This is a genomic window from Microvirga sp. Mcv34 (assembly GCF_024519725.1).
Lineage (GTDB): Bacteria > Pseudomonadota > Alphaproteobacteria > Rhizobiales > Beijerinckiaceae > Microvirga.
Window position 1 is genome coordinate 6,947 of sequence record NZ_JALJRK010000085.1, and the last position, 11,062, is coordinate 18,008.

An 11,062-nucleotide genomic window follows, 5' to 3' on the forward strand; every position below is an offset into this window, starting at 1 on the left:
GCTCCGCGTCGGAATAGGTGCAGAGCCCGAGATCCGTGAAGGCGCCGATGCCCGCCGCTTCGAGGCGTGCCCCGATGAAGCCCGGAAGATCGAACATGGCGTGGTCCGGTCTCTCGGCTTCCTTGAAGAAGCGGTCGTGCCCGGGGACCTCCTCGGCGAAGCGCCGAATGAAGTCCGGCCCGACCTCATAGGCCTTCTGGCTGATCGTCGGGCCAAGCACCGCGACGACTCTTTCACGGCGGGCTCCGAGTTGCTCCATGGCCTTGATTGTGGACTCGAGGACGCCCGTCACGGCGCCCCGCCAGCCTGCATGGGCGGCCCCGATCACCCGCGCTTCCATGTCGGCGAACAGCACCGGCCCGCAATCGGCCGTGGTGATGCCGAGCGCGAGGCCGGGGGTGGCCGTCACCATGGCGTCGGCCTTGGGACGCTCGCCCTGCCAGGGCCCCTCGACGAATACCGCGTCAGGCGAGTGGACCTGATACACGCTGATCAGGGCCTCCTGCCCGACGCCCAGAGCCTGCGTCATGCGGCGGCGGTTCTCATGCACCTTCGCGGGCTCGTCCGATGATCCGATGCCGCCATTGAGGGAGGCGTAGATTCCCTCCGAGGAGCCGCCCTGGCGGGTGAAGAAGGCGTGGCGGAGGCCGGAATGGGCCGCGAGGGCAGGGGATTGAATGAACATGGCGCAATCTCAGGAAGAGGAGGTCAGGGCAGGCAAGCCGGGCACGGCTTCGATCCCATCATGTGTAACGGCCAAAACCTTAAACAGGTCTCCCATGCCGGTCGGTCCGCGCTCCGTCAGGCGGGCAAGCGCCCGGTCGATATCGGCAGCCTGCGTGGGCGTGGCCCGTGCCTTCAGGGCGGCGGCGCGGGCGTCGATTCCGAGGGATTGGAGAAAATCGCCTTGGCTGACGATGCCGTGAGCCCTGGTGCCCTGCACGACGGCAGTCTGCGCGAGACGGTGGAAGTCAACATGCGTCGTGAGATCCGCTTCCCCGGGTTCCTCCAAAGGATTGACGGGCTTGTGGGCCTTGAGCGCCTGCAGCGTGTCGCCGAAGGCCGGTCCCCAGTAGCCGTAATCGAGGATCAGGGCGGCGCCCGTATCGCGCGCCAGCCGACGGGCGATCTCGCTCATGACGTCGATGGACGCGCCCGGCCATTCAAGGATGTCGCCAGGCTTCAAGGCCGTGCCCAGGGCGGGTTCCGGCTCCGGGCGCAGGCCGAAGATCAGGCCCTCATCTCCGAGACCGACGAGACGCTCGCACCAGCCGCGCTCCGTGCCGACGAACTGGCGCACCGGCAGGGCGTCGAAGAATTCGTTGGCGACGAGCAGAGTCGGACCCGGCGGCACATCCTCGATCCGGTCATGCCAGTGGAGCGAGAAGCCGGAGGCCGCGAGGGCGGATTCCTGCTTCTTTCTGAGGGACGGGCTCGTCTCGACCAGATGCACGGTCACGGCGGCCTTGAAGTCGGGCAGGAGCCGTGCCGCCCGCAGCAGGTCGGCCATCAGGGTGCCGCGGCCCGGACCCAGCTCGACGAGTCGGCAGCCGGTGGGACGCCCCATTCCGTTCCAGATCTCAATCAGCCAGAGGCCGATCAACTCGCCGAACATCTGGCTGATCTCGGGAGCCGTGGTGAAGTCGCCGGCGGCGCCGAGCGGATCGCGGGTGGCGTAGTAGTGCCTCAGGCACAGGCTCATGTAGCGCTCGACCGTGATCGGCCCTTCGAGGGCGATCGCCTCGCGTAGGGTATCCTTCAGCGGGCTCACGCTGCCTCGACGGTCTTGGACGGGCGGGTGTAGCCGCGCACGGCCATGACGATGAAGCCGATTCCGATCAGCGCCATGGGGATGGACAGGAGCATGCCCATCGTGATGCCGCCGCTGAGCGCCTGCACGGACGACCCGAACAGGAAGCCGAGCTGCGCATCCGGCTCGCGGAAGAACTCGCAGACGATGCGTGCGATGGCATAGCCCAGCACGAAGATGCCCCCGAGGAGGCCCGGGCGGCGGAAGCCGAAGCGTCGGGCGGCGAAGGCCATGACGAGGAATAGGATCAGGCCTTCCCCGAAGGCTTCATAGAGCTGGCTCGGATGGCGGGGCTCCGGGCCCGCATGGGGAAAGACCACTGCATAGGGAAAGTCCGGGGCGGGGCGGCCCCAGAGTTCGCCATTGATGAAATTGGCGATGCGGCCGAAGAACAGGCCGATCGGCGTGACCACGGACGCCATGTCGAGCATGGCGAGCGGGTTGAGCCCCCGGGAACGGGAGAAGAGCACGATGGCGAGCACCGATCCCAGGAATCCCCCGTGGAAAGACATACCGCCGCGCCAGATCGCGAAGATCTCCAGCGGATGGGAGAGATAGGAGGCGAGGTTGTAGAACAGCACGTAGCCGATCCGGCCGCCCAGCACGACGCCGAGCGCCACCCAGACGATGAGGTCGTCGACGTCCATGGGCTTGGGCTGCTTCAAGCCTCCCCAGAGTTCGGTCTTCGCTGCGAGGCGCTTGGCATAGAACCAGCCGCCAAGGAGACCGGCCACATAGGCCAGCGCATACCAGCGGATCGCGAAGGGTCCGATGGAAATCGCCACGGGGTCGATGAGGGGAAAGGAGAGCGGCATGTGCGGGCCTTGTTCGAACGTGCGCCATTGAACCTTCCGGATGGGGGCCGTCAACCCTGTTGCAGTTTGTGGCAAATGCGCCCATGTGTGGGCTTCCCGGGGCTCAGGGCCCGTCGAACGCTGTGGATTTTCCCATGACCCAATCGTCCAACCGGATCTTCGATGAACTCGCCCGCTTCGCTACCGATGCCGCCGGAGCGGCGCAGGGTGTCCGGCGGGAGGTCGAGACCGTGGTCCGCAGCCAGTTCGAACGCCTGATCAAGGACATGGACGTCGCCACCCGTGAGGAAGTCGAGGTCCTGCGCGAGATGGTGGTGGCGGCCCGCGAGGATAACGAGCGGCTCGAAGCCCGGGTCAAGGACCTCGAGGCGAAGCTCGCTTCCACGGCCGGCGGGAACCCCGCGACGCCTTGATTGGTGCGGGAAACCGCCCTGCGTCCGGCGCGGGGCTCCTGCTGTGGACAGGTGAATCCCGCGCATTGTGACGAAGGCCGAAATCTAAGACTGTCGATTCATCAGCTGATTCGAGGCGGCGGCAGCGGGATCCCGGAATACCGAAGGTATTCTGAGTACTTCTTTCGAATAGTCCTCGGATCTACGCAATGGTGTTGCCCGATATGTTTACCATCATCGGGCAATTCAGCATCCAGGATCGACATGTCGCAGATTCATCTTGAAATCGACCGCTCGGAGCATCCCCTGGATGTGGTCGAGCGTCTCGCTTCCCTGCGGCACTGGATCTTCGATCGCGCAGAAGCGGACGAGATGTCGATTTCCGTGGCGGGTCGCTGGGCGGATTACGACGTCGCCTTCACCTGGATCGAGGATGTGGAGGCCATGCACATGGCCTGCGCCTTCGATCTCAAGGTGCCGGAGCGGCGGCGCCAGGAGGTGCTGCAGCTCATTTCATCCGTCAACGAGCAGCTCTGGGTCGGACATTTCGACCTGTGGAGCACGGAAAACGTGGTGATGTTCCGCCATGCCCTGCTGCTGGCCGGCGGGGCCGATCCGACCGATGGTCAATGCGAGACCATGCTGCGGGTCGCGGTCGAGGCCTGCGAACGCTATTTCCAGGCCTTCCAGTTCGTGATCTGGGCCGGCAAGTCCGCCCGCGAGGCTCTCGATTCAGTCTTGTTCGAAACCGAAGGCGAGGCCTGAGGTCCGGCTCGACAGGGCAGGGTGGCCGTGAATAGAGTGCGGCCTCACCATTTCACCCTGTCAGGTCAAGCTCATGCCGTCGAACGTCTCGCATCTGCCGTCATCCCTTATCCTCGTCGGCGCCGGCAAGATGGGCGGCTCCATGCTGGAGGGCTGGCTCAAAGTCGGCATGAGGCCTGAGGGCGTCACGGTTCTCGATCCACGCCCCTCCGAGGAGATGACCCGCTTCTGTCGCGAGAAGGGCATCGCCCTGAACCCGTCTGATCCCGTAGCGGCGGACGTGCTGGTCCTGGCGATCAAGCCGCAGATGCTCGACGAGGCCGCGCCTGCCCTGAACGGGCTTCTCGGGCCGCAGACCCTCATCATCTCGATCCTGGCCGGCAAGACCATCGGCGATCTGCGCTCCAGGCTGCCGGCGGCCGGCGCCATCGTGCGCGCCATGCCGAACCTGCCCGCCAGTATCGGCCGAGGAGCAACCGGAGCGGCCGTGAATGACAAGGTGAGCGAGACGCAACGCCTGACCGCCGATGCGCTCCTGAGCAGCAACGGCATCGTCGAATGGCTCCCCTCGGAAGACCTGATCGATGCGGTCACGGCGCTCTCGGGCTCGGGACCGGCTTACGTCTTCCATCTGGTCGAGTGCCTGACTGAAGCCGGAACGGCTGCCGGCCTTCCGGCCGACCTGGCACAGCGCCTGGCCAGGGCCACGGTGACCGGCGCCGGGGAACTCCTTTTCCGGAGCGACCTGCCGCCCGCCACGCTCCGGCAGAACGTCACCTCGCCCGGCGGCACCACGGCGGCGGCGCTCGAAGTCCTCATGCGCGATCCGGACGGGATGAAGGCGCTCATGCGCGAGGCCGTCGCGGCCGCCAAGCGGCGCGCCGAGGAACTCGCGGGCTAAACCTTGGGGTTGATGCGGTAAGCCCCTAGATTAAGCCTCGACGGCAAATATTCAGGAGACCGATCGTGACCGCTGACGTTCCCACGGATAAGCGCAAGGCCATCGTCGAGGCGCTCATGGTTCTCGCCGCGCGGCGGCCCTGGCACGAGATCGAGATCGGCGACGTGGCGAAGGCCGCCCATGTGTCGCTGGCGGAGTTCCGCGACCTCTTCCCCTCGAAAGGTGCCGTGCTCGGTGCGCTGTCGCGCCAGATCGACCGGCAGGTGCTGGAGGGAACCACAGACGATCTCGCGGGCGAGCCCGCGCGCGAGCGCATCTTCGACGTGCTGATGCGCCGCTTCGATGCCCTGGAGCCCTACAAGCAGGCCCTGCGACGGATCTCCCAGGACCTGCAATACGACCCCGTCTCGCTCGCGGCTCTCAATCAGGTTTCGCTCAACTCCCAGCGCTTCATGCTGGCGGCGGCCGGGATCGACACGGAGGGGCCGCTCGGGAAGCTGAAGCTCCAAGGCGCGGTTCTGGTCTTCGCCAACACCATGCGCACATGGCTCGACGACGACGATCCGACCCTCGCCAAGACCATGGCGCGGCTCGACCGCGAATTGCGCCGCGCCGAGCGCATCCTGGAAGGAGCCGAGGATCTGCGCCGCCTGAGCGCGCCTCTGCGCGCCGTGGGACGCGCCCTGCTTCAGGGGCGCAGGCCGTCCCGATCGCAGACGCAGCGCGCCGAAGACGACAACGGCGATGCGCAGAACCCGGCGGCAGCGATTTAAGGACGGTAAGGGGCGAAGATGGATCAGGCGGTTTCGACGGCGGCACTCATCGGGTTCGACGATTTCCTGAAGGTCGACATTCGTGTCGGCCGGATCGTCTCGGTGGAGCCCTTTCCGCAGGCGCGCAAGCCGGCGTTCAAGCTCACCATCGATTTCGGGCCGGAGATCGGGACCAAGCGGTCCTCGGCGCAGATCACGGTGAACCATTCGCCGGAAGACCTGTTGGACGCGCTGGTGATGGCCGTGGTGAATTTTCCACCGCGCCAGATCGGCCCGTTCATGTCGGAGGTGCTGACGCTCGGCGTACCGGATGCCAATGGCAATGTGATGCTGATCCGTCCGGATCGCGACGTGCCCGTGGGCGGAAGGCTCTACTAGATCGACGCGAGGGGATGATGGCGAGCCTTCCTGGTCTCATACGCGGCGCCGCCTCATTCCTCCTGGTTCTCGGGCAGGCACATGCCCAGACTTCAACGACGGATCCTCGCATCGCCCTTCCGGATGTGCCGGTTGCCGCGATGGAATCCGTCGCGCCGGATGCCTACGGCCGGGTCTCATCGCTGGCCGCAGGTGGCGCTTCGCCGCTCGACATTGCGCTCGCCATTGCCGGATCCTTCGACGGCGCGACGCAGCACATCGTCCAGATGAACGAAGGCGGCGAGGTGCCGTCTTCCGCAAGGATCCTGGTGTTGCGCGACGGGCTTCGGGACGATTCCGTGCGGGGCGAGCGATGGGATATCGTGCTCGGCCGGAGCGATGCCGGAGCCTGGAGCATTCGCGACGTGAAGCGGTCCTGGCGCTGCTGGCGTGGGGCGAGTACGGACCGCTTCTCGGCGCAGAGATGTCCCTGAAACCCGACCGGTATTCCCGGCTCCTTCGACGGGAGACTTGTCCATGAGCAGAAGCACTAGGATCCTTCAATCTGTGACGAGTTTGCTGGGTACGGCCATCGCGATGAGTCTGTGCGATGGAGCGGCTGCGCAGAGCCCGTCGTTCTCCTGCGACAAGGTGGAAGCGGGAAGCATCGCGGAAATGGTCTGCACCGACGGCGCCTTGTCGGCGCTCGACCGCAAGCTCGCCGATGTCTATGCGAAGGCCGCCCGCAAAGCGGCGAACGAGCATCCGCCCTTGCTGCGGGCGGAGCAGCGCGGCTGGATCAAGGGGCGCGACGATTGCTGGAAGAGCGATGACAGACGAGCCTGCGTCGAAGGGGAGTACCAGCGCCGCATCGCGGAACTCCAGGCGCGCTACCGGCTCGTTCCCAGCATCGGTCCCGTGACCTTCGCTTGCGACGGCGACCCGCGCAACGAGGTGGTCGTCACGTTCTTCCGGACCGATCCCTCGACGATGATCGCCGAGCGCGGCGACAGCGTCTCGCTGATGTATGTTCAACCGTCGGGAAGCGGAGCGCGCTATCAGGGGCGCAACGAGAGTTTCTGGGAACACCAGGGCGAGGCTTCAATCACCTGGGGCTACGGCGCGCCGGAGATGCGCTGCAAGAAGGTGCGGTGACGCTTCTCAGGCCGGCAGGCGCACCGTCGCGCGCAGGCCTCCGAGCGGGCTCTCCCCCAGGACGATGTCGCCGCCGTGGGAGCGGGCGACGTCACGGGCGATGGCGAGGCCGAGGCCCGATCCGCCTTCGTCCTGATTGCGCGCTTCGTCCAGGCGCACGAAGGGCTTGAACACTTCCTCGCGCATCCCGGGCGGAATGCCGGGCCCGTCGTCGTCCACATGCAGGACGAGCCAGCGCGTTTCGTGATTGGCCGTGATCTCGATCCGGTCGCCGTGCCGCGCCGCGTTGCCGACCAGGTTGAACAAGAGACGACGGAAGGCGTCCGGACGCACGGTGATCATCGGATCGCCGATGATGTCGAGTTCCGTCACATGGCCCTGCCGTTCCGCGTCCGACTGGGCCTCTTCGAGAAGCTGCCGCAGATCCGTCGCGACAGCCTGCTCGCCCGCATCGCCACCGTCGCCACGCGCGAAGGCGAGATAGCCTTCGAGCATGCGGCTCATCTCGTCGACATCGCGCTTGAGATCCTCCACCTCCGGAGTCTGATCGAGGAACACGAGCGAGAGCTTGAAGCGCGTGAGAATGGTGCGCAGGTCGTGGCTCACGCCGTTCAGCATGGTGGTCCGCTGCTCGATGTTGCGCTCGATGCGCCGTTTCATCTCCAGGAAGGCGTGGCCGGCCTGACGCACCTCGCGGGCGCCGCGCGGGCGGAATTCGATCTCGCGGCCCTTGCCTAGGGCCTCGGCGGCTTCCGCGAGGCGCAGGATCGGCCGGATCTGGTTGCGCAGGAACAGGATCGCGATGCCGAGCAGCACGAAGGACGAGCCGCCCATCCACACGAGGAAGATGTGCGAGTTGGACGCATAGGCCTGGCTGCGCCGCGCCAGGACGCGCATGACGTCGTTCTGATTGAGCTTGATGCGGATCTCCACATAGCTCGAGCGGCCGACCGTATCGATCCAGTACGGACGGTCGATCTGGCGCCGTAATTCGTCGGTCAGGGTTTCGTCGAGAATGTCGAAGAAGGGCTTGGGGCCGGGCGGCGGCAGATCGGTGTTGCGAAGGATGTCCACGTCGAGCTGCAGCCGCTCCGACGCGATGCGGGACAGCGTGCTCGCGTCCTTGTCCTGCGGGTAGCTCTCGTAGATATCGATGAGGGCCGAGATATCCGCCGTCACCGCCGAGGACAGGCGCCGCGTGACGAGCTGGTAATGCCGCTCCATGAACACGTAGGCGACGACCGATTGCAGCAGGATGACGGGCGCGATGATGATGATGAGCGCGCGGGCGTAAAGCCCTTTCGGCAGGAAGCGGCCGAACCAGCGCGCGACCTGGTCGAGAGGCGAATAGCGCAGGGTCGCTCCGATCTTCATCGGTCGATCACGAGGCGATAGCCGATGCCGCGAACGGTCTGGAGGAAGGTCGGATTGGCGGGATCGATCTCGATCTTGCGCCGAAGCCGGTTGATCTGCACGTCCACCGTGCGCTCGTTGGCCGCAATGCCGTTGCCGGCGAGCGCCTCGCGCGGAACGTTGTCGCCCGCGTGGTTGCCGAGGATCGTCAGGATCTCGCGCTCGCGCTCCGTGATGCGCACCACGTCGTCGCCACGCCGCAATTCGCCGCGGTCGAAGCGATAGGAGAATGGACCGAAATGGATGATCTCCGGCGCATCGGCGCTCGGCGCGCCCGACACCGGCAGAGCACGCTTGAGGATGTTGCCGAGGCGCAGCAGAAGCTCCCGCGGCTCGAACGGCTTGGGCAGATAATCGTCCGCCCCGATTTCAAGCCCCGTCACCCGGTCCGAGGCGTCCGCCCGGGCCGTGAGCATCAGGATCGGCACCTGGGAGTGCTCGCGTAAGGAGCGGGCGTATTCGAACCCCGTTTCCCCCGGCATCATCACGTCGAGCACGAGGGCGTCGAACACGAAATTGCCCGCCTTCGCCCGTGCCTCGGCCGCGCTGGCGGCGGCCGTCACCCGATAGCCGTTCTCCGTGAGAAAGCGGGTCAGCAGGTCGCGCAGGCGGCGGTCGTCGTCCACCACGAGCACGTGCGGGGCATGATCGGGAATGTCGATGCGTGCATCCATCTGGCTTCAAGCTGCTTTGTCGGACCCTGCTTATCAGGTTTTCTCAAGACCGAATACGAGCTGCCTCACATGGGCGCTGTCGTCCGGATCGATGAGGCGCAGAAGGTAGCGGCTGACCGTTTCCTTTGCGTCCGGGTCCATGTCCGACAGGGCCCGCATGATGCGGCGTGTCTGCAGCTTGGCGAGCTTCAAGGCCAAATCGTGGCCCTTGCCCGTGGCGAAGAGCAGCCGCTGGCGCCTGTCGGAGGTGCCCATCCGGCTCTCGATGAAATCCTTTTCGATGAGTTCCTTCAGGACCCGGTTGAGGCTCTGCTTCGTGATCCTCAGGATGTCCAGGAGTTCCGCGATCGTCAGGCCCGGCTGGCGGCTGACGAAGTGGAGGACCCGGTGATGGGCCCGCCCGAAGCCGTATTCATCCAGAATCCTGTCGGGATCGCTGACGAAATCGCGGTAGGCGAAGAAGAATAATTCGATGAGATCATAGGCGGGCTGCTCGACCAGAACATCCTTGCCGAGTTTCTGAGACTTCAAAGCCGGAATTGCGTCTGGCACCATCCTGTTCCCAATTTTTATGTCAGCCTTGTTGACATATCTCAGGACGATTGTTACTCGTCAAGCCGCTTCCGCGAAATGAATGAAATTGAAATCCGCTGGAAGCAAACCGGAAATTACACGGCCCCGGTTGCTGCAAAGGTCGGCATTCAAGGAGAAAAACGATGTCCGCGACCCCCTTCGATCAACGTGATGGATGGATCTGGTACGACGGGCAGATCGTACCCTGGAAGGACGCCAAGCTCCACGTCCTCTCGCACGGCCTGCATTACGGATCCTCCGTGTTCGAAGGCGAGAGGGCCTATGGCGGCGAAATCTTCAAGTCGACCGAGCATTCCGAGCGCCTCAAGAAATCGGGTCAGATCCTCGATTTCGAGATCCCCTACACGGTGGCCGAGATCGATGCGGCCAAGCGCCTCGTGCTGGAAAAGAATGGGATGAAGGACGCCTATCTGCGTCCGGTCGCCTGGCGTGGCTCGGAAATGATGGGCGTCGCCGCACAGGAGAACAAGATCCATCTCGCCATCGCGGCTTGGGAATGGCCGAGCTACTTCGATCCGGCCCAGAAGATGAAGGGCATCCGCATCGACATGGCGGAATACCGCCGCCCCGATCCCGCCACGGCCCCGTCGACCGCTAAGGCCGCAGGTCTCTACATGATCTGCACCATCTCCAAGCACAAGGCGGAGCGGAAGGGCTATGCCGATGCGCTCATGCTCGACTGGCAGGGCCGGGTGGCGGAGTGCACGGGCGCCAACGTGTTCTTCATCCGCGACGGCGTCGTCCATACGCCGATCGCCGATTGCTTCCTCGACGGCATCACCCGCCGCACGGTGATCGATCTCGCCAAGCGGCGCGGCTTCGGGGTTGAGGAGCGCCGGATCATGCCGGATGAGCTCCCGAGCTTCAACGAGTGCTTCATCACCGGAACGGCCGCGGAAGTGACCCCGGTGTCGGAGATCGGTCCCCATCGTTTCCAGCCCGGCAACATGACCAAGATGCTGATGGAGGACTACTCGGCCGAGGTGCAGCCCAAGAGCAAGGCGGCATAAGGCGCCTTGCAGCCACGCTCCCAAGCCCTCATTCGACGATCTCGTTCGTAAACGGGCTTGCGCGTCTTTCCTTCCCTCTTGAAGGGGAGGGTTGCTCCCCACCCCGTCATGGCCGGCCTTGTGCCGGCCATTCCGCTTGGAAGAGCGCCCCCCGCTCACAAGGTTTGTCGGATGCCTTCGACGTCATCACCGGCCTCGTGCCGGTGATACCGATCAACTGAGGCACCGCGCTCTTCGGATCAGGGTGGCCGGGACCGATCCGCGGATCAAGTCCGGAGACGGCCATGACGTCAAGGGTGTGGTGGTGTGGTGCAATGTTCTTACTTTGTTCTTGACAGCAGGATTAATCTTAGCTATATCATTACCCATCCCCGCCTGACGAGGGGCGCGCTCGCGAGGCGTC

14 protein-coding genes are annotated in these 11,062 nt (G+C 65.0%); 8 read left to right on the forward strand and 6 right to left on the reverse strand.

All coding sequences use genetic code 11. The annotated features are described in order from the left end of the window. From OC446_RS25300 to lgt, 3 genes are all read right to left on the reverse strand, one after another. Window positions 1–685 (reverse strand): polyphenol oxidase family protein (locus OC446_RS25300; RefSeq protein ID WP_262031772.1); only part of this gene is annotated, 685 nt, incomplete at its 3' end. A 9-nt stretch (window positions 686–694) separates the two neighbouring features. Further along, window positions 695–1,771, reverse strand: coding sequence for a class I SAM-dependent methyltransferase (locus tag OC446_RS25305; RefSeq protein ID WP_410055135.1), 1,077 nt, complete (start codon window positions 1,769–1,771; stop codon window positions 695–697). Next, window positions 1,768–2,625 carry a prolipoprotein diacylglyceryl transferase gene (gene lgt / locus OC446_RS25310; protein ID WP_262031773.1) on the reverse strand — a complete coding sequence of 286 codons (858 nt, stop codon included), beginning with the start codon at window positions 2,623–2,625 and terminating at the stop codon, window positions 1,768–1,770. The genes OC446_RS25305 and lgt overlap by 4 nt, the downstream gene beginning before the upstream one ends. A gap of 134 nt (window positions 2,626–2,759) precedes the next feature. On the opposite strand from lgt, the gene OC446_RS25315 reads away from it, so the two are divergent. From OC446_RS25315 to OC446_RS25345, 7 genes are all read left to right on the forward strand, one after another. Further along, complete coding sequence (locus OC446_RS25315) at window positions 2,760–3,038, forward strand: accessory factor UbiK family protein (RefSeq protein ID WP_262031774.1); 279 nt, start codon at window positions 2,760–2,762, stop codon at window positions 3,036–3,038. Between the two features lie 243 nt (window positions 3,039–3,281). Further along, window positions 3,282–3,782, forward strand: coding sequence for a YbjN domain-containing protein (locus OC446_RS25320; RefSeq protein ID WP_009494597.1), 501 nt, complete (start codon window positions 3,282–3,284; stop codon window positions 3,780–3,782). Window positions 3,783–3,855: 73 nt separating this feature from the next. Beyond that, window positions 3,856–4,683: a pyrroline-5-carboxylate reductase gene (proC, locus tag OC446_RS25325; RefSeq protein ID WP_262031775.1), complete on the forward strand. Its 828-nt coding sequence runs from the start codon at window positions 3,856–3,858 to the stop codon at window positions 4,681–4,683. A 65-nt stretch (window positions 4,684–4,748) separates the two neighbouring features. Next, complete coding sequence (locus OC446_RS25330) at window positions 4,749–5,456, forward strand: TetR/AcrR family transcriptional regulator (protein ID WP_410055136.1); 708 nt, start codon at window positions 4,749–4,751, stop codon at window positions 5,454–5,456. Window positions 5,457–5,474: 18 nt separating this feature from the next. Then, window positions 5,475–5,834, forward strand: coding sequence for a tRNA-binding protein (locus OC446_RS25335; RefSeq protein ID WP_262031776.1), 360 nt, complete (start codon window positions 5,475–5,477; stop codon window positions 5,832–5,834). 17 nt (window positions 5,835–5,851) lie between these two features. Beyond that, window positions 5,852–6,307 carry a hypothetical protein gene (locus tag OC446_RS25340; RefSeq protein ID WP_262031777.1) on the forward strand — a complete coding sequence of 152 codons (456 nt, stop codon included), beginning with the start codon at window positions 5,852–5,854 and terminating at the stop codon, window positions 6,305–6,307. Between the two features lie 43 nt (window positions 6,308–6,350). Beyond that, window positions 6,351–6,968: an MliC family protein gene (locus tag OC446_RS25345; protein ID WP_262031778.1), complete on the forward strand. Its 618-nt coding sequence runs from the start codon at window positions 6,351–6,353 to the stop codon at window positions 6,966–6,968. 6 nt (window positions 6,969–6,974) lie between these two features. On the opposite strand, the gene OC446_RS25350 is transcribed toward OC446_RS25345, so the two are convergent. The 3 genes from OC446_RS25350 to OC446_RS25360 are packed head-to-tail and all read right to left on the reverse strand — an operon-like array spanning window position 6,975 to window position 9,610. After that, window positions 6,975–8,342 (reverse strand): ATP-binding protein, encoded by a 1,368-nt coding sequence (locus OC446_RS25350; RefSeq protein ID WP_262031779.1) that lies wholly within the window; start codon window positions 8,340–8,342, stop codon window positions 6,975–6,977. After that, window positions 8,339–9,055 carry a response regulator gene (locus tag OC446_RS25355; RefSeq protein ID WP_262031780.1) on the reverse strand — a complete coding sequence of 239 codons (717 nt, stop codon included), beginning with the start codon at window positions 9,053–9,055 and terminating at the stop codon, window positions 8,339–8,341. Before OC446_RS25355 ends, OC446_RS25350 begins: the two co-directional genes overlap by 4 nt. A 33-nt stretch (window positions 9,056–9,088) precedes the next feature. Further along, complete coding sequence (locus OC446_RS25360; protein ID WP_262031781.1) at window positions 9,089–9,610, reverse strand: MarR family winged helix-turn-helix transcriptional regulator; 522 nt, start codon at window positions 9,608–9,610, stop codon at window positions 9,089–9,091. A 161-nt stretch (window positions 9,611–9,771) separates the two neighbouring features. Between OC446_RS25360 and OC446_RS25365 the strand changes: the two genes are divergently transcribed. Continuing rightward, window positions 9,772–10,659 carry a branched-chain amino acid aminotransferase gene (locus tag OC446_RS25365; RefSeq protein WP_262031782.1) on the forward strand — a complete coding sequence of 296 codons (888 nt, stop codon included), beginning with the start codon at window positions 9,772–9,774 and terminating at the stop codon, window positions 10,657–10,659. Window positions 10,660–11,062: the final 403 nt, after the last annotated feature.

Coding starts and splice junctions, on each gene's coding strand:
- OC446_RS25360 (WP_262031781.1), bottom strand. CDS start 9,610: ATGGTGCCAGACGCAATTCCGGCTTTGAAGTCTCAGAAACTCGGCAAG.
- OC446_RS25355 (WP_262031780.1), bottom strand. CDS start 9,055: ATGGATGCACGCATCGACATTCCCGATCATGCCCCGCACGTGCTCGTG.
- OC446_RS25320 (WP_009494597.1), top strand. CDS start 3,282: ATGTCGCAGATTCATCTTGAAATCGACCGCTCGGAGCATCCCCTGGAT.
- OC446_RS25340 (WP_262031777.1), top strand. CDS start 5,852: ATGGCGAGCCTTCCTGGTCTCATACGCGGCGCCGCCTCATTCCTCCTG.
- OC446_RS25335 (WP_262031776.1), top strand. CDS start 5,475: ATGGATCAGGCGGTTTCGACGGCGGCACTCATCGGGTTCGACGATTTC.
- OC446_RS25350 (WP_262031779.1), bottom strand. CDS start 8,342: ATGAAGATCGGAGCGACCCTGCGCTATTCGCCTCTCGACCAGGTCGCG.
- proC (WP_262031775.1), top strand. CDS start 3,856: ATGCCGTCGAACGTCTCGCATCTGCCGTCATCCCTTATCCTCGTCGGC.
- lgt (WP_262031773.1), bottom strand. CDS start 2,625: ATGCCGCTCTCCTTTCCCCTCATCGACCCCGTGGCGATTTCCATCGGA.
- OC446_RS25345 (WP_262031778.1), top strand. CDS start 6,351: ATGAGCAGAAGCACTAGGATCCTTCAATCTGTGACGAGTTTGCTGGGT.
- OC446_RS25315 (WP_262031774.1), top strand. CDS start 2,760: ATGACCCAATCGTCCAACCGGATCTTCGATGAACTCGCCCGCTTCGCT.
- OC446_RS25365 (WP_262031782.1), top strand. CDS start 9,772: ATGTCCGCGACCCCCTTCGATCAACGTGATGGATGGATCTGGTACGAC.